Raw genomic sequence first — 17,785 nt, 5'->3', positions numbered from 1 at the left:
CCGGCCCCGGGCCCGGCGCGGAGGTGTTCTGTGGCTGATGTATTGCTGTCCGGCGTGGCCAAGGCCTACGGCGAGACCAAGATCCTGCACGGCGTTGACCTGGAGATTCGCGATGGCGAGTTCATGGTCTTTGTCGGCCCCTCGGGCTGCGGCAAGTCCACGCTCTTGCGCACCATCGCCGGCCTGGAGGAGATCACCGGCGGCGAGCTGCGCATCGGCGGGGTGCTGGTCAACGATGTGCCGCCGGCCGAGCGCGGCATCGCGATGGTGTTCCAGAGCTATGCGCTGTACCCGCATATGAATCTGTACGACAACATGGCCTTCGGCCTGAAGCTGGCCAAGGTGCCCAAGCACGAGATCGACGGCGCGGTGCGCAACGCCGCGAAGATCTTGCACATCGAGCATCTGCTGGACCGCAAGCCCAAGGACCTGAGCGGCGGCCAGCGCCAGCGTGTCGCGATCGGCCGCGCCATCGTGCGCAAGCCCGAGGTCTTTCTGTTCGACGAGCCGCTGTCCAATCTCGATGCCGCGCTGCGTGTGCGCATGCGCTACGAGTTCGCCAAGCTGCACGAGGAGCTGAAGACCACCATGGTCTATGTCACGCATGACCAGGTGGAGGCGATGACGCTGGCGGACCGCATCGTCGTGCTCTCGGCCGGCAGGATCGAACAGGTCGGCACACCGCTGGAACTCTACGAGCATCCGGACAATCTGTTTGTGGCCGGCTTCATCGGCTCGCCGAAGATGAATTTCCTGGCCGCGGAACTGGTCCGGGGAAGCGCTTCCGACGCCGAGGTTCGGCTGGCTGACGGCAGCACGCTGCTGGCCCGCGTCGATGCCTCGCGCGCCAGCCCAGGCGACAAGCTCACGCTGGGTGTCCGACCCGAGCACATCCGCATCGGTGGCGACATCAATCTGCTGCACAGCACCGTCGCCTTCGTCGAGTCGCTGGGGGGCACCACCTTTGCCTACTGTCCCTACCCCGGTCTGGAGGAGCCGCTGACCTGCCAGTTCGAGGGCCGCAACGGCTGCGACCGCCTGCGCAGCGGCGATGCGCTGCAGCTGCACCTGCCGCCCGAGGCCCTCTATCTGTTCGACGCCCAGGGCCGCGCGCTGCGCCGCCAGGCCGCGCCGGAGCTGTCGGCATGAAATCCGCCGCATCACTGCTGTTGGCGGGCCTGCTGCTGGCGGGCACGGCCCAGGCCCAGGACCACAAGCTGCTGGTCTGGATCAATGGCGACAAGGCCTATAACGGGCTGCAGAAGGTGGGCAATGCCTTCGAGAAGCTGTCGGGGGTCAAGGTGGTGGTCGAACACCCGGTCGACGCCACCGACAAATTCCAGCAGGCGGCTGGCGCCGGCAAGGGGCCGGACATCTTCTGCTGGCCGCATGACCGGGTCGGCGAATGGGCCAAGTCCGGCCTGCTGACGCCGCTGCGCCCGGGCAAGAAGCTCTACGACGAGGTCGAGGAGACGGCCTGGAAGGCCTTTGCCTACAAGGGCCGGCTCTGGGGCTATCCGATCGCGATCGAGACCACCGGGCTGATCTACAACAAGGCCCTGGTGCCCACGCCGCCGACCACCTTCGACGAGCTGATCGCGCTGGACAAGCAACTGAAGGCCCAGGGCAAGCACGCCATCCTGTGGGACTACAACAAGAGCTTCTTCAGCTGGCCGCTGCTGGCCGGTGCCGGCGGCCAGATCTTCGGCCGCGATGCGCAGGGCGACTATGACGCGGCCCAGGTGGGCGTCAACAACGCCGGCGCGCTGGCCGGCGCGCGGATGATCGAGCGCCTGCTCAAAGAGGGCCATATGCCCAAGGGCGCACGCTACTCGGAGATGGAGACCGGCTTCGCGCGCGGCGAGGTCGCGATGATGATCTCCGGCGCCTGGGCCTGGGACAACGCGCGCAAGGCCAAGATCGATTTCGGCGTCGCGCCGATCCCCGGTCTGATTGCAGGCAGGCCGAGCAAGCCTTTCGTCGGCGTGCTCGGCTGCATGATTGCCGCACCCAGCAAGCTCAAGGACATCGCCCGCGAGTTCATCGAAAACCATCTGATGCGGCCCGAGGCACTGAAGGTGCTGGACGCCGATGTGCCGATCGGCGTGCCGGCCAACAAGGCCTTCTATGCCGAGCTGGCCGCCAACCCCCTGATACGCGCCAGCATGGAGAACGCCCGCCTGGGCGAGCCCATTCCCAACCTCCCCGAGGTCGGCCGCTTCTGGACCGCGATGGACGCGGCGCTGGAAGCCATCACCAACGGACTGCAGTCACCGAAGGACGCGCTCGACGGCGCCTCGGGCCGCATGCTGCTGAACAAGTAAGACCTCATGAACGCGACCGCCACACTTCCGTCCGGGGCGTACTCCACCCTGCCGCCGAGCGCGCTTGAAAAGATCGCCCGCCTGCTGCGCTGGCCGCTGACCGGCCTGGCCATGCTGGCCGCGCTCTACACGGTCTTCATGATCCATGCCTCGGGCCAGATGGCCTGGGCCGTGGGCGCGCTGACCCTGTTCTGCGCCGGCTTTTATGTCTATGTCAGCAACGCCGGCTTCGCTTATCGCTATCTCTTCCCCGGCATCGCCGGCATGCTGGTCTTCATCGCCTTCCCGCTGGTCTACACGGCCCAGATCGGCTTCACCAACTACTCCTCGGCCCATCTGCTGAGCGAAGAGCGGGTGCGCGAGTACCTGCTGGACCAGCACGAGCCCATCCAGGCTCAGGTGCAGAATTTCAGCCTGCATGCGGAGGGCCAGCGCTTCCGGTTGGCCTTGCGCAGCGCCGACGAGGCAGCGCCGCAATGGGTCTCGCCGCCGCTGGCCCTGGGCAAGACCGAGCCTGGCACCGAGGTCGCGATGAGCACCGGTCAAGACCTGACCCTGGGCCCTGCCCTGCCGCTGCGCGAGCTGATCCGGCACCGCGAGGCCTTGATGCAGCTCAGGCTGACACTGCCCGCCGGCACCGGCCTGGACGCGCTGCACTATCTGGGCCTGCGCGAGTTCGGCCCGATCACGCGGCACTGGCGGGCCAACGCGGACCAGAGCCTGACGCGCACCGCCGATGGCCAGGTCTTCCGCGCCAACCGCGACACCGGCTATTTCGAGAGCGCCAGCGGCGAGCGCCTGCAGCCGGGCTTCAAGGTGCTGGTCGGCTGGCAGAACTACAGCCGCATGGTGGTCGACGCCGAGTTCCGCGGCCCTTTTCTGTCCATCTTCAGCTGGACCGTCGTGTTCTCGCTGGTGACCGTGATCTGCGCCACCGCGATCGGCATGCTGCTGGCCACCGTGCTGAACTGGGAAGACCTGAAGTACCGCGGCACCTACCGTACCCTGCTCTTCCTGCCCTATGCGGTGCCGGGCTTTATCTCCATCCTGGTATTCAAGGGCTTGTTCAACCAGAACTTCGGCGAGATCAACGCCATCCTCGACGCGCTCTTGGGCATCAAGCCGGCCTGGTTCGCCGACCCGCTGCTGGCCAAGCTGATGCTGGTGATCGTCAATGTCTGGCTGGGCTATCCCTACATCATGATTCTGTGCTCGGGCCTCTTGAAGGCCATCCCGGCCGATCTCTACGAGGCCTCGGCGATTGCCGGCGCCGGACCGCTGACCAATTTCTTCAAGATCACCGCGCCGCTGATCATCAAGCCGCTGGCGCCGCTGTTGGTCAGCGCCTTCGCCTTCAATTTCAACAACTTCGTGCTGATCGCGCTGCTGACCGACGGCCGGCCCGACTATCTGTCGACCAAGATCCCGGCCGGCCAGACCGACATCCTGGTCAGCTACACCTACCGCATCGCCTTCAAGGACTCCGGCTCGGACTTCGGCCTGGCGGCCGCGATCTCGACGCTGATCTTCATCCTGGTGGCGGCGATGTCATTGATCAATCTGCGACTGATGAAGAAGGCGAGCTGATATGGCCATCGTCCGAGGCAAACAAGCCCGCTGGCGCGTCTTCGCGGCGCACGCGCTGTTGTGGGTCTTTCTGGCCCTGACCCTGTTCCCGCTGCTGGCCGTGGTCTCGATCTCGCTGCGCCCCGGCAACTTCGCCACCGGCAGCCTGATCCCGAGCGAGATCAGCCTGGAGCACTGGCAGCTGGCGCTGGGCATCCCCTACCAGGCCCCCGATGGCAGCGTGGTGCAGCCGCCCTTCCCGGTGCTGACCTGGCTGTGGAACTCGGTCAAGGTCGCGACGCTCTCGGCCTTGCTGATCGTCGCGATCTCGACCACGGCCGCCTATGCCTTCGCGCGCATGAGGTTCCGCTTCCAGTCCAGCATCCTGAACTCGATGCTGCTCTTGCAGATGTTCCCGCCGGTGCTGGCCCTGGTCGCGATCTATGCGATTTTCGAGACCATAGGCGGCTACGTTCCCGGCCTGGGCATCGAGACCCATGCCGGCCTGGTGCTGGCCTATCTGGGCGGCGTCGCCACCCATATCTGGACCATCAAGGGCTATTTCGAGACCATCCCGGTCGAGATCGAGGAATGCGCCAAGGTCGACGGCGCCAGCCACTGGCAGGCCTTCCGCCTGGTGCTCTTACCAATGGCCGTACCCATCCTGATGGTGGTCTTCGTGCTGGCGTTCATCGGCACCATCATCGAGTACCCGGTGGCCTCGGTGCTCTTGCGCGAGGAAGGCAATCTGACCCTGGCCGTGGGCTCCAAATACTATCTGCACGACCAGCGCTTTCTATGGGGCGACTTCGCCGCCGCAGCCGTGCTGTCCGGCCTGCCTATCACCGCGGTCTTCCTGCTGGCCCAGCGCTGGATCGTCTCCGGGCTGACGGCCGGCGGCGTCAAGGGATAGAGAAGCATCCGCAGCCCTGTGAAGCGGGGTTTGCACCGGCACGCCAGGCCCGAGGGGCGGGCCTAGACTTCGGCCATGCTCAATCCCATCGTCTACGCCGTCCCGGTCTTTGTGCTGCTGATGGCGGCCGAGTTCCTGTGGAGCCGCCGCCGCGGCGAGGCCGTCTACCGCGCTGCCGACACGGTCGCCAGCCTGTCAGCCGGCATCAGCAGCCAGCTGGCGGGCGTGTTCACCAAGCTGATGACGGTAGGCCTCTACACCCTGGTCTGGCAGCACGGTGCGCTTCTCGAGTGGCCGCTGGACGCCGTCTGGGCCTGGCTGCTGGCCCTCCTGCTCTACGATTTCCTCTACTACTGGAACCATAGACTCGGCCATGAGGTCGCGATCCTGTGGGCCGCCCATGTGGTGCACCACAGCAGCGAGGAATACAACCTCAGCACCGCCTTGCGCCAGACCAGCACCGGGTTCTTGTTCAGCTGGATCTTCTACCTGCCGATGGCCCTGCTGGGCGTGCCGCCGCTGATGTTTGTCGTCGTCGGCCTGATCGATCTGCTCTACCAGTTCTGGGTCCATACCCGGCTGGTCGGCAAGCTGGGCTGGTTCGACCGGGTCTTTGTCTCGCCGTCCAACCACCGCGTCCATCACGGCCAGAACGACTACTGCCTGGACCGCAACTACGGCGGCATCCTGATTCTGTGGGACCGGCTGTTCGGCACCTTTGTCGAGGAGCGTGAGGGCGAGCCCATCGTCTATGGTGTGCTGGGGCCGCTGCGCAGCTGGAGTGTCTGGCAGGCCAATACCCGCAACTATGCCGAGCTGTGGCGCGACGCCCGGCTGGCCGACAACTGGCGCGACAAGCTGACCATCTGGTTTCGGCGCCCCGCCTGGCGGCCGGCCGCCGCCGAGCGGCTGGCGCCCAAGCCCAGGCCCGATCTGGCGCGCTTTGTCCGCTATGCGCCGCCGCTGCCGCCGGGCCTGCCGCTGTACGGCCTGCTGCAGCTGGCGCTGCTCTTGCTGCTGGGCGTGTACTTCCTGGCGGTGGAGCCGCGCTTAAGCCTGCAGCTGGGCCTGGCCGCCGCGGCAGGTCTGGTGCTGAGCCTGGTGCTGCTGGCCCGGCTGCTGGAAGACCCGGTGGCGGCGGTCGGTGGCGAACGGCTGCGCCTGTTGGGGCTGGGCGGCGCGGCCGGCGCCCAGCTCTGGCAGGGTCAGGTCTTGCTGGCGCCGGGCACCGCGCTGTGGGCGCTGAGCCTGCTGGCCGCGCTGGCCGGCCTGGCCCTGCTGCCGCGGCTGCTGCGTGCGACAGCAACAAAAAAGCCTTCGGCTGGCGATTCAGGCAGCAAGGAGCTCGGGCAGCCGCTCTGACAAGCCCGGCATCAGCCGCTGGCCGCCGGCCAGGCGCTGGTCGTGGCGATAGTCCCGATGCACCTCGATGCGCCAATCGCTGCGCCCGAAGCGCGCCCGCAGGGCCGCAGCAATTCGATCAAAACCATGGGCCTCATCGGCATTGCTGTCCAGATGCACAACGCCCGGCTCGGGCCGCAGCAGCAGGCCCGTCAGCGCGGCGGCCGTGTCGTCCATGAAGGAACAGGCCGGTCGCCAGGCGGCGCTGGCCGCGACGCGACCCTCGCGCCGCTGCCAATCGTCCAGCGCCATCAGCATATTGTTGCCGGGGCGCTCGGCATCGATCTGCCAGCCGATGCGTGCCACCGTGGCCTCGGCGCAGGCGGCGCGCACCGCGTCCTCGCAGGCCATCTTGTAGCGGCCGTAATCGTCCTGCGCGGTGCGCGCATCCTGCGGCCCATGCGGACCGTCGGGCTCGTGATGGAACACCATCGCGGTGCTGGTGAAAAGCATGGGCAGGCCCCGCGCGGCCGCATGGGCGGCCAGCCGGCCGGCCCAGTCGGCGCTGCCCATCGCCAGATGGGCGATCGCATCGAGGCGCTGCGCCGCCAGCCAGGCCGAGGCCGCCGCCGCATCCTCGGGATCGACCCGCTCACGGTCCCAGCCCAGCAGCTCGTGGCCGGCCTCGCGCAGCTGCCGGGCCAGCACCGGCGCCAGCGTGCCCCTCAATCCGGTGATCAGACAGCGCATGTCGAACTCCAGTAAAAAAGCCCCGGAGAGCGTCCGGGGCCGGAAGGCTTTGACAGCCGATCAGAACTTGTAGTTCGCACCGACCAGATAGGTACGGCCCCACTTCATGTACTCCAGCGGACGGTCCTTGCTGGCCGCATAGGTGCGGTAGGCGTCGTCGCCCAGGTTGTTGACCTGGAACAGCAGGCCCAGGCCCTTGAACGCGCCCTGGTTGAAGTTGTAGCCCAGCTGCAGGTCGACGATGCTCTCGCCCACCACATAGCGCAGCGTGCGGCTGCCGTTGAAGTTACCGATCTCGCCGATGAAGTCGGAACGCTTGCGCTGGCTGATGCGGGCCTCGAAACCGTCGCGCTCGTAGTAGGCGGTCAGGTTGTAGACGCGCTTGGACAGGCCCGGCAGGCTGATCGGATCATTGCCCACGCTCTTGACGACATCGGGGTCAATGTCCTTGATACGGATATTGCTGCTGGTGAAGCTGGCGCTGGCGACCAGACCGAAGCCATTGAGCATCGGGCTGACCAGGTTCAGCGGCAGCGAGGCCGACAGCTCCACGCCCTTGAGCTTGCCGCCGCTGCCGTTGAACGGCGCGGTGTAGGTGCCCGTATCCAGAGCCGGCGGGCAGGCCTGGTTGCCGGCGCCGCAGTTGGTCGGCGGCAAGTAGCCGGCGACGAACTTCGAGAAGTCGTAGTTGTCGCGCCCCTGGGTGTAGATATAGCTGCGCAGATCCTTGTAGAAACCGGCGGCCGCGACATAGGCCTTGGAGCCGAAGTACTTCTCGTAGGACACGTCCAGCGCATTGGCACGCCAGGGGTCCAGCTGCGAGTTGCCGCCGCTGGCGCCGGGCTTGCCATTGGCCTTGTCGATGCCGAAGTCCAGCGCCGAGCGCAGCTGGTCGACACGCGGCCGTGCCATCTGGCGGGCCAGCGCGAAACGCAGGGTCTGGTCATTGCCCAGCGAGAAAGCCAGGTTCAGGCTGGGCAGGAAGTCGGTCACGGTCTTGCCCTCGGTGACCGGCTTGACCTGGCTGCCGACCGGTGCGGTGCCGTCGAAGTAGTTGGCCGTCGACTGCTGCTCGACGCGCACCATCTGCAGACCGAAGTTGCCGCGCACCGGCAGGCCGAACATCGTGCTGTCGACATTGGCGCGGGCAAAGGCGGTCGTGGTCTTCTCTTCCACATCCCAGGCCTTGGCGATCAGATAGCCTTCGGTATCGGTCGGGTTGAAGGTCATATAGCGACCGACCGCGCCGGGCACATTCCAGGCCGGGATCATGCCCAGACCGGCAAAGCCGAGATCGACCGGGCGGTATTGCAGATCGGCCGCCACCGTGGTGTCACCCTGCGCGCCCACATTGATATTGCCCTCGGGCTGGCGCTTCTTCTTGGAGCGGTCGGCGTAGTTCAGGCCCACGTCGATATCGGCCACCAGGCCCGACAACATCGTCGGCGCCGGGAAGTTGCCGGTCAGCTTGAAGCCGCTGAGTTCATCCTCGACGCGAGGCACCTTGCCGTAGCCGGAGCCGTAGATCGTGCCGCGCAGGAAGAGCTTGGCCGGGTCCGAGTAGTCCAGCTGCGGCACCATGGTCGAGAAGTTCGAGCTCGCGAAGTTCAGCTTGATCGTGTCGAAGGGCACGCCGCCGACCGGGCTCAGCTGGGCATTGTTCTCCAGGCTCAGCTCATTGCGCTTGGCCTTGGAGTAGTTGAGGTCGGCCACCACGCTGATGCCGTTGTCGAACTGGAACTTGTTGTTCCAGCCCAGCGCCGAGATCTTGTCATCGCGCTTGTTGTACATGCCCCGCACCAGCGGGTAGACATTGGTGATGGTGCCGCCGGTATGCGTGCCGTTGCCGTTGACCGTCGCATCGGTCCAGGTGCAGGCCGGGTTGCAGGGGAAGTTGCCGTTGTACTGCAGGTTCAGCTCGAACTGGTTGGCCGTGTCGACCTGCTTGGCCTCGGCGGCGAAAGCGTCGACGACGCTGATCCAGTGCTTGGACGGGCGGAACTCCACCGTGGCCATCACGCCGTCGCGGGTGGTCTTGCCGGTGCGGCGCAGCGCCTTGATGCCGTCCATCACATAGCTGCCAGCGGCCACACCGGGGCGGCCCTCGACCTTCCAGGGCTCATACAGGCCGACCTGCTCTTCCTGCACCGGGGTTTCCTGGTGCGCGTAGCCGATGGCCAGGCCTATGGTCTTGTCGGCGAACTGGTCGATATAGCTGGCACTGAAGCGGTTGCCGGTGGCCTTGGCATTGGCCGCAGCCCCCAAGGAGCTGCGCTGACCCCGCGCGTTCAGCGCGACCACACGGCTGCCGAAGTTCAGCGGCCGCACCGTCTGCATGTCCAGCGTGCCCGATAGGCCCTGGCCGACCAGACCGGCATCGGGCGTCTTGTAGACCGTCACGCCGCTGAGCAGCTCGGACGGGTATTGGTCGAACTCGACGCTGCGGTTGTCACCGGTGCTGACCAGCTCGCGGCCATTGAGCAAGGTGGTGGCGAAGTCGGGCGACAGGCCACGCACGCTGATCACCTGGGCGCGACCGGCCACCCGCTGGGCCGACAGCCCCGGCAGGCGGGCGATCGACTCGGCGATGCTGCTGTCGGGCAGCTTGCCGATGTCCTCGGCCGAGACCGATTCGACGATGGAGTCCGAGTTCTTCTTGACCGAGATCGCAGCCTCGATGCCGCGGCGGATGCCGGTCACCGTGACGGTGTCCAAGGTGGTCTGGGCGGCCTGCTGGGCCTGCGCCACCGTGGCCACCATCAGCAGCACGGTGCAGGCACCGGCCACCGGACTGAGTCTCCACAAAGCGCCGGGCGTGGCGCCGGCCTGGTTCACAGCATTCGTCATCTTTGTCTCCTAAACGATGTCATCGACGCAACACAAACGGTGGGCCGGTCCACCCAGGCCTGCCCGGATTCCTGCGCTTTTTTTCTTGTTCCGGAATCTCGCTACAGCCTTGTTTGTACCAAAACTAGATTTTTCACAACACAGCCGAAAACCCTTAATGAAATCAGAATTTTGGCTTTTTCTCTATGAAACAAGCCACCACCAAGACCTCACAGCGGTGTTGCTCCGGGCGCCAAACGCCATTCATGTAGCTCAACTACATTGCAAAAACACAACACCGAAGCCAGACAACACCAACCCGTCAGGCCTGCTCGATCGCCAGCGCCGCCCCACCCAGCGCGGCCAGCGTGTCGGTGATCAAGGCGGTAGGAATGCCTTCCAGATAGGAACGGAAGCGCCCCTTGGACTCGAAGCGCTCCCGAAAGCGCGAGGCAAAGAAGCGCTCGCCCAGGCGTGGCACGATGCCGCCACCGATATAGACACCACCACGCGCCCCCAGGGTCAGCGCCACATTGCCAGCAAAGCTGCCCAGCAAGGCACAGAAGGCATCGAGCGTGCGGGCACTGAGCGCATCGGCGCCGCCCACCCCCGCCTCGACAATCGCCTCGGTGCTCATAGGCACCGACACCGGCTGGCCCAGCACCGCCGCCACCGCCCCATGCAGCACCGGCAAACCGATGCCGGACAGCAAGCGCTCGGCGGACACATGGGCATGGTCGCGCCGCACCCGTGCCAGTAACTCGCTCTCGAACTCATCGGCCGGCGCCAGCGTCGCGTGCCCACCCTCGCCCGGCAGCGCCAGCCAGCCCTGCGCGGTCTGCACCACCCCGGCCACACCCAGGCCGGTGCCGGGGCCGATGACAGCCAAGGTGCCGCTCGGCCGCGGCAACACCCCGCCATGCGCACGCAGCTGCGCCGCCTCCAGGCGCGGCAGCGACAGCGCCAGCGCCTCGAAGTCATTGAGCATCAGCAAGACATCCAGCCCCAGATCCGCCTGCACCGCCGCGCGCGAAAAGCTCCAGTGGCTGTTGGTCAACTCCACCCGGTCTCCGGCCACCGCGGTGGCGACCGCGAACGCGGCCCGCTGCGGCGCCCGGTAGGCCGCACCCAGATCACGCTGCAGCCCGACCAGATAAGCCCGCGCCGCTTCCGCCGGCCCGGCATGGGCCGGCACCGGCAGCGTGCGCACCTGCGTCACCGCCGAGCCGCCAGCCGCCACCCAGCCAAAGCGCGCATTAGTGCCGCCGATATCGGCCACCAGATAGGGCGCCGCCGTCATGAGCGCACCCCCGGCACAGCAGGACACACGGACGGGCACGACAGGACAGACCACAAGAGGGCCCGCAAGGAATCAGGAAGTTGGCAATGCACGATGGTCTCAGGCTTGCTGGCCACCCTCCACCCGCTTCAAACCAGGAGAAAGGCCGCCGATGCTGTTGGCTCTACTGGAGTACAAGGTAACAAAACTACATTCACATCACAAGAGCAAGAACCCATAAATCCATGTTCACCAGTAAAAACCAGATCGGCTTGTATGCATATCCGTCGATTCACCGTGCAAAGACGCTTACGGAAATGTAGCTTAGCTACAAACAAACAGGCAGGATTGGTCGTGTCAGCGCCGCAGCGCCGGCCCCGCTGTGCGCGCTTTGCCGGGGGTGAGATGAGGGCCGGCGGCCCCATAATCGCGCGCACCCGCCCCGTGCATCCGGACACGCCGGCGACGAAAAGATTCAGCCGCCCTGCCCATCACCTTCTCCCCCGCCCAACTATCGCCATGGTTCCCTTCGACAGTCCCCGGCTGATTGCCGACATCGGTGGCACCTATGCCCGCTTCGCGCTGGAAACCGCCCAGGGCCAGTTCGAGCACATCGCCTCGCTGCGCTGCGCCGACCACGCCGACTTCCATGCCGCCGTCAGCGCCTATCTGGTGACCCTGCCGGCGCTGAAGATCGAGCATGCCGGCGTCGCGATCGCCAACCCGGTCGAGGGCGACCAGGTCAGGATGACCAACTACCACTGGCAGTTCTCGATCGAGGAGATGCGCCAGCGCCTGGGGCTGGACACCCTGGTCGTCGTCAACGACTTCACCGCGCTGGCCATGGCCCTACCGCGCCTGTCGGGCCGCGACGTGCGCCAGATCGGCGGCGGCGAGGCCAATAAGCAGAGCGTCGTCGGCCTGCTCGGCTCGGGCTCGGGCCTGGGGGTCTCGGGCCTGATCCCGGCCGGCGAGGGCTGGGTGGCGCTGGGCACCGAGGGCGGCCACACCAGTTTCTCGCCGCGCAACGAGCGCGAGATCGCGCTCTTGCGCTTCGCCTGGCGAGAGTTCGAGCATGTGTCCTTCGAGCGCCTGCTGTCAGGCCCAGGCCTGGAACTGATCTACCGCGCGATGGCCGACTATGCCGGCCGCCCGGCCGAGGCGCTGCAGGCACCCGAGATCACGCAGCGGGCGCTGGATGCCAGCGACCCGGTCTGCGTCGAGACGCTGGCGCTGTTCTGCGCGCTGCTGGGCACGGCCGCGGCCAATCTGGCGGTGACCCTGGGTGCCCTGGGCGGCATCTATATCGGCGGCGGCATCGTGCCGCGGCTGGGCGAGTATTTCGACCGCTCGGCCTTCCGCCAGCGCTTCGAGGACAAGGGCCGCTTCTCGGCCTATGTGGCAGCGATCCCGACCTATGTGATCACCGCCGAGCACGCCACCTTCATCGGCGCCTCGGCGATCCTGGACGCGCAGCTGCGCACACTGAAGACCGCGCCGGGCGCGGCCATCCTGAACCAGATCCGGCGCGCGCGCGAACAGCTCTCGCCGGCCGAGCTGCGCGTGGCCGAGCATGTGCTGGCCCATCCGCGCGATGCGCTGAATGCGCCGATTGCCGAGATCGCCCGCGCCGCCAATGTCAGCCAGCCCACCGTGATCCGCTTTTGCCGCTCGCTGGGCTGCGAGGGCCTGTCCGACTTCAAGCTGCGCCTGGCCTCGGGCCTGACCGGCACCGTGCCGGTGACCCACACCCAGGTCACCCATGACGATTCGATGGTGGAGCTGGGTGCCAAGGTGCTGGGCAATACCGCCTCGGCCATCCTGCAGGTGCGCAGCGCACTGAACCGCGAGATGATCGATCGCGCGATCGAGCTGCTGCTGCGCGCCGACCGCATCGAGTTCTATGCCGTCGGCCATTACGGCGTCGTGGCCCAGGACGCGCAGTTCAAGTTCCTGCGCTTCGGCGTGCCCAGCAGCGCCTACACCGATCCGCGCCTGCAGTCGCTGGCCGCCAATGTGCTGGGGCCTCGCGATGTGGCCGTCATCATCAGCGCCAGCGGCAAGCTGCCCGAGCTGGCGGCGGTGGCCGACAAGGCGCGCGAACGCGGCGCCGCCGTGGTCGCGATCACGGCCAGCCAGTCACCGCTGGCCCGCAAGGCCGACGCGACCCTGATCGTCGACCATGTCGAGGATGTCTCCACCCATCTGCCCATGGTCAGCCGCATCCTGCATCTGCTGGTCATCGACATCCTGGCCGTCGGCGTCGCGATGCGCCGCAACCCCGAGGGCCTGGGCCAGCTGCCGGGCAAGGCCCGCGAGGAGCTGGACGAAGATGTGCTCAGCAGCACCCCGCCCAAGCGCGGCGCCAGCGCGGCCGCGCCGGGTGTCAGCCTGGCGACGCCGCTGGCCCGGCTGACCTCGCACAGCCGCTGAGCGGCCGATTCACCCCGGCCTCAGTCGGGCCGCTCGCCGGCAGCCAAGCGGCGCTCGATGTCTTCGATGACCGGCGGCAGCTGGGCCACGCTGTCGATCACATAGTGGGCGCCGCCGGCGCGCAGCTCGGCCGTGGCCCGCTCGCGCAGGCGCTGCTGCTCCTCGGCCGGCAGGGCCAGCCACTGCGCCTCGCTGAGGCCCAGGGTGTTGCCGCTGACGGCCAGGCCCACCACCCAGGCGCCGATCGCGCGGCCCTCCAGCAGTCCCGGTACCGTGTCGTCCACCTTCACGACCGCCGCCGGCGGCCAGACCTGCAGGTCCGACAGCGTCCGCACCATCATCAGGGGGCCAGGTCTTGCGCTGGCCATATCACCGGCGCAGACGAGGTTGTCGGGCACATAGCCCTGGGCCGCGGCCAGCGGCAGCACCACCTCCATGATGGGGCGGTTGTAGCCGGTGGTCGAGCCTATCTTCAGGCCGCGCTCGCGCAGGCCCTGCACCACGTCCAGCGCGCCCGGAATCAGCGCCGCATGGTTGCGCACGCTCTGCGCATTCATCGGCGTGAACTCCTCGTAGAGCGCGTCGCAGTCGGCGTCAGAGAACGGCCGGCCATGCTGGCGCAGCCACTCGGCCGCGATGCGCGGCGCCGTGCCCAGCGCATGGATATGGTCCCATTTGGCCAGACCCATCGGCGCCCGGGCCTCGTCAATGCTGATCGCAACGCCGTGGCGCGCGAACAGCTCGACGAAAGCGCCCATCGGCGCGAGACTGCCATGGTCGATGATGGTGCCGGCCCAGTCGAACACGAGCGCTTGAAGTTGAGTCATCGCCATTCCTTGTCTGTTTTCCTTGTCTGTTTCTTTGCTCACCAGGCGGCGAACACCTCTTCGGCCAGGCCGAAGGCGGTGCTGGCCCCGGTGCCGCTGGTGACGGTGACCGCGCGGGTGGCGGCGTCGGGTGCCAGCACCAGGCAGGGTTCGCGGCTCGACGAGGGATAGGTGCCGACCCAGCGCTCGGTCACCGTGGCCTCGCTCAGGCGCAGCGCCGTGCGCAGATGGCGCAGGATCAGCGCGTCGACCTCCTCCAGCGCAAACGGCGGCAGCACCGGCCCGTAGTGGTGCGAGTCGCCCACCACCAGCGAGCCATCGGCGCTTTGCACGACGATCAGATGGATGCCGTGCGCAAGGCTGGCGCCCTCCTCCGCCTGCAGCCGCTCGCGCAGCGCCTGCGCCTCGGGCAGGGCCGCATAACCCTCGTAGCGCACCAGGCTCAGGTCGCCCATCACCGAGCCTTCCAGCCGGAAGCCGGCCTGCGGCCGCACGCGCAGCATCTGCAGCTGGCATAGGCGCAAGTCATGCGGCTGCCACAGCGGCGCGAACAGGCCGTTGAGCTCGGCACCGCCACAGACGATCACGCGCTCGGCGCGATAGACGCCGCGCGAGGTCTGCACCTCGGGTGTGGCCACCGACAGCACCGCCTCGCCAAAGCGGAACTGCACGCCGTGAGTCTCGGCCAGCCATGCCGCCAGCTGCGGGATCGCGCTGCGCGACTCGACCCGCAGCTCATGCGGGCTGTAAAGCACCGCCTGCAAGTCCTCGGTCCGCAATCCGGCAAAGCGCGCGGCCGCGGCGGCCGGGCTCAGCAGCTCGCAGCCCTGGGCCATCTCGGTGGCCATGAAGGCCTCCAGCACCGAGCGCGCCTCGGGTCGCTGAGCCGTCAGCCACAGGCCGCGATGAACGAGATCGATGCCGGCCTGCGGCGCCAGCTCGGCCCAGACCTCGCGCGAGCGCCGCGCCCGCGCCCAGCTGGCACCGGCCTGCTGACCGGTCACGGTGACGAAGCCGAAGTTGCGGATCGACGCGCCTATGCAGGCCGCATCGCGCTCCAGCACCATCACCTTGAGCCCGCGCCGGGCCGCCTCATACGCATGGGCCAGGCCGACGATGCCCGCACCCACCACCAACACATCCACAGTCATTGCTTCTCGGTCTTTCATGCAGCGCGCCAGCGCTGCGTCTTTTGAATCAGCAGCCGCTCCAGGCCCGCCAGCAAGAGGCGGCCGCTCGCGGCGCTGAGGAAGATCAGGCAGGCCATCGCGGCCGCCGGGGCGATATCGCCGGCATCGTCCATCGCCAGCACGGCCACCGAGGCCAGCGTGGTTTCGGGCGAATAGAGGAAGACGACGGCCGAGACCGTGGTCAGCGCGTTCACGAAGAAGTAGCCGGCCACCTGTATCAGGGTCGGCAGCAGCACCGGCAGGTGCACGCGCCACAGGGTCTTCCAGAAGGGCACGCCCAGCGACTCGGCCACCAGCTCGTACTCGCGGTCGAGCTGGCGCAAGGCGGTCAGCTGGGTGATGTGGGCGACAGAGAAGAAATGGGCCACCGTGCACAGCACCAGGATGGCCATGCCGCCATAGATGAAGTGCAAGGGGTTCCAGGCGGCGTTGAAGAACAGGATATAGCCCAGGCCCAGCGCCAGACCCGGCACCGCCATCGGCAGGCTGGCGACCGCATTGAGCAGGCCGCGTGCGGCGGCAAAGCGGCGCGGTTTCTCGACCAGATAGGCGGTCAGAAAGCTCAGGCCCGCGCCCAGCACCGCGGTCGCGCAAGCCAGCTTGATCGAGTTGCCATAGCTGGCCCAGCCGCCGCCGTCCATCAGGTCGAAGTTGTAGTTGGCCAGGGTAGGCTGCAGCTTGTAGGGCCAGTAGGTCGCCAGCGAGGCGAACAGCGCCACGCCCATCACCAGCACGAGTGCGCCGGCGATCAGGCCGCAATAGAGCAGCAGCGCGCGGTCCAGTGGCTTGCAGGGACTGGGCCGGTAAGGCACCGCGCGCACGCTCAAGGCGGCCGACTGGCGCGCGCGCAGGCGCTGCTCGACCCAGAAGGCCAGCCCGGCCGGCAAGAGCAGCAGCAAGGCCACGACCGCGCCCATCTGCAGCTGCTGCTGGCCGATCACCTGCTTGTAGATGTCGGTGGCCAGCACCTGGGTGTTGCCGCCGATGACCTTGGGCACGCCGAAATCGGTGATCACCAGCACGAACACCACCACATAGGAGATCAGCAGGCCGTAGCGGCTGGCCGGCAGGGTCACGGTGCGGAAGATGCGCCAGCGGCTCGCGCCCAGGCTGGCGGCGGCCTCGTACAGCCGCGCATCGCCGCTGGCCAGCGCGGTGCACAGGATCAAGAGCGCATGCGGAAAGGTCCACAGCACCGAGCCGGCGATGATGCCGAAAGGCCCATAGGCCGGGCCCAGGCCCAGCACGGCGAGCCAGTCCTTCAGCAGGCCCTGGTTGCCGAACAGATAGATCAGGCTGATGGCCATCAAGAGCGAAGGCGCCAGCAGCGGCACCAGCGCGATCGCGCGCAGCAGGCCCCGGCCCGGCATGCAGCTGTGCATCAGCGCGAAGGCATAGCCATAGGCCAGGGTCACGCAGATCGCAGCGCTGGCGGCCGACAGCCACAGACTGTTGCCCAGCGAGGCCAGCACATTCGGGCCGCGCGCATAGGCGATGAAGTTGGCCAGGCCGACGAAGGACCCGTCGGCACCGTAGAAGCTCAGCAGCAGCAGCGCCGCCACCGGCAGCGCCACCGCGACGGCCAGCACGATCAGCGCCAAACCCAGCAGGCCGCCCAGCGCGCGCGCCTCACCCCGCTGCGCGACCGCCTTGGGCAGCAGCAGGGGCTCTGACAACACCACGCTCATGCCGCCACCCGCATCGACAAGGGCGTGTCCAGCGCGCTGACCGCCTCGGGCGGCAGCTCCACCCACAGCGGGCCTTCGTTCAACCAGGCCGGCAGCTGGGCGTCGCCCTCGGTGGCCAGCTGCAGCTCCAGCTGCGCGTCCAGCGCCTCGCAGCGCAGGCGCAGCAGGCTGCAATGACCCAGGAACATGGCCTCGACGAGGTTGACCGGCAGGCGGTTCGGTCCGGCCTGGGCGTGCAGTCGCAGGCACTCGGGCCGCAAGCCCAAAAGCACCGGGCTGCCGGTCTTGTAGCGGGCGAAGCTGGCGCTGGCGCAGGCCAGCTCGGCCGTGCCGACGCGGGCCCGTCCGGCGCCGGTCACCAGGCCCGGCAGCAGATTCATCTTGCCGACAAAGCCGGCGACAAAAGGCGTGGCCGGCGCCGCATAGAGCTGCTGCGGGCTGCCCTGCTGCTCGATCTGGCCCTGGTGCATCACGACGACGCGGTCGGCCATCGACAGTGCCTCGTCCTGGTCATGCGTGACCATGATGGTCGTGATGCCCAGGCGCTGCTGCAGGCGCCGGATCTCGGCGCGCAGGCCCTGGCGCACCTGGGCGTCCAGCGCCGAGAGCGGCTCGTCCAGCAGCAGCAGCGGCGGCCGCGGCGCCAGC

The 17,785-nt window shown here is 67.5% G+C and carries 13 protein-coding genes; 6 read left to right on the top strand and 7 right to left on the bottom strand.

The window, feature by feature from the left end:
- The first annotated feature begins 30 nt into the window (after window positions 1–30).
- The 5 genes from PO768_RS02315 to PO768_RS02295 all read left to right on the top strand — a co-directional run bounded on the left by PO768_RS02315 (window position 31) and on the right by PO768_RS02295 (window position 6,165).
- On the top strand, window positions 31–1,149 hold the full coding sequence (locus tag PO768_RS02315; protein WP_272644729.1) for an ABC transporter ATP-binding protein: 1,119 nt from the start codon (window positions 31–33) through the stop codon (window positions 1,147–1,149).
- The gene (gene malE, locus PO768_RS02310; protein ID WP_272644728.1) at window positions 1,146–2,324 is read left to right on the top strand and encodes a maltose/maltodextrin ABC transporter substrate-binding protein MalE; all 1,179 of its coding nucleotides are present in this window, start codon (window positions 1,146–1,148) and stop codon (window positions 2,322–2,324) included. The genes PO768_RS02315 and malE overlap by 4 nt, the downstream gene beginning before the upstream one ends.
- Before the next feature lie 6 nt (window positions 2,325–2,330).
- Window positions 2,331–3,911 carry a maltose ABC transporter permease MalF gene (malF, locus tag PO768_RS02305; RefSeq protein ID WP_272644727.1) on the top strand — a complete coding sequence of 527 codons (1,581 nt, stop codon included), beginning with the start codon at window positions 2,331–2,333 and terminating at the stop codon, window positions 3,909–3,911.
- Between the two features lies 1 nt (window position 3,912).
- Window positions 3,913–4,803, top strand: a complete 891-nt coding sequence (gene malG, locus PO768_RS02300) for a maltose ABC transporter permease MalG (protein WP_137942335.1) — start codon at window positions 3,913–3,915, stop codon at window positions 4,801–4,803.
- Between the two features lie 75 nt (window positions 4,804–4,878).
- Entirely contained in the window at window positions 4,879–6,165 is a 1,287-nt protein-coding gene (locus tag PO768_RS02295; RefSeq protein WP_272644726.1) for a sterol desaturase family protein, read from the top strand.
- Here the strand turns inward: PO768_RS02295 and PO768_RS02290 are convergent.
- The 3 genes from PO768_RS02290 to glk all read right to left on the bottom strand — a co-directional run bounded on the left by PO768_RS02290 (window position 6,133) and on the right by glk (window position 11,020).
- Window positions 6,133–6,894, bottom strand: a complete 762-nt coding sequence (locus tag PO768_RS02290; protein ID WP_272644725.1) for a sugar nucleotide-binding protein — start codon at window positions 6,892–6,894, stop codon at window positions 6,133–6,135. The genes PO768_RS02295 and PO768_RS02290 overlap by 33 nt on opposite strands.
- Before the next feature lie 60 nt (window positions 6,895–6,954).
- On the bottom strand, window positions 6,955–9,741 hold the full coding sequence (locus PO768_RS02285) for a TonB-dependent receptor (protein WP_272644724.1): 2,787 nt from the start codon (window positions 9,739–9,741) through the stop codon (window positions 6,955–6,957).
- Between the two features lie 301 nt (window positions 9,742–10,042).
- Entirely contained in the window at window positions 10,043–11,020 is a 978-nt protein-coding gene (glk, locus tag PO768_RS02280) for a glucokinase (protein WP_272644723.1), read from the bottom strand.
- Between the two features lie 498 nt (window positions 11,021–11,518).
- On the opposite strand from glk, the gene PO768_RS02275 reads away from it, so the two are divergent.
- Window positions 11,519–13,432 carry a glucokinase gene (locus tag PO768_RS02275; RefSeq protein WP_272644722.1) on the top strand — a complete coding sequence of 638 codons (1,914 nt, stop codon included), beginning with the start codon at window positions 11,519–11,521 and terminating at the stop codon, window positions 13,430–13,432.
- A 20-nt stretch (window positions 13,433–13,452) separates the two neighbouring features.
- Here PO768_RS02275 and phnX read toward each other — a convergent pair whose 3' ends face one another.
- From phnX to PO768_RS02255, 4 genes are all read right to left on the bottom strand, one after another.
- Window positions 13,453–14,259 carry a phosphonoacetaldehyde hydrolase gene (phnX, locus tag PO768_RS02270; RefSeq protein ID WP_272644721.1) on the bottom strand — a complete coding sequence of 269 codons (807 nt, stop codon included), beginning with the start codon at window positions 14,257–14,259 and terminating at the stop codon, window positions 13,453–13,455.
- Window positions 14,260–14,297: 38 nt separating this feature from the next.
- A complete protein-coding gene (locus tag PO768_RS02265; protein ID WP_272644720.1) occupies window positions 14,298–15,410 on the bottom strand; it encodes a TIGR03364 family FAD-dependent oxidoreductase in 1,113 nt (370 codons plus the stop codon).
- A 14-nt stretch (window positions 15,411–15,424) separates the two neighbouring features.
- A complete protein-coding gene (locus tag PO768_RS02260; protein WP_442953164.1) occupies window positions 15,425–17,137 on the bottom strand; it encodes a putative 2-aminoethylphosphonate ABC transporter permease subunit in 1,713 nt (570 codons plus the stop codon).
- The coding region (locus PO768_RS02255; RefSeq protein WP_336297739.1) for an ABC transporter ATP-binding protein at window positions 17,134–17,785 on the bottom strand (652 nt) is incomplete at its 5' end. The genes PO768_RS02260 and PO768_RS02255, both read right to left, overlap by 4 nt.

It is taken from the genome of Paucibacter sp. XJ19-41 (genome assembly GCF_028462495.1).
GTDB lineage: Bacteria > Pseudomonadota > Gammaproteobacteria > Burkholderiales > Burkholderiaceae_C > Roseateles_E.
Note: the sequence above shows the minus strand (reverse complement) of the source record. Positions and strands in the feature narration are given on the sequence as shown.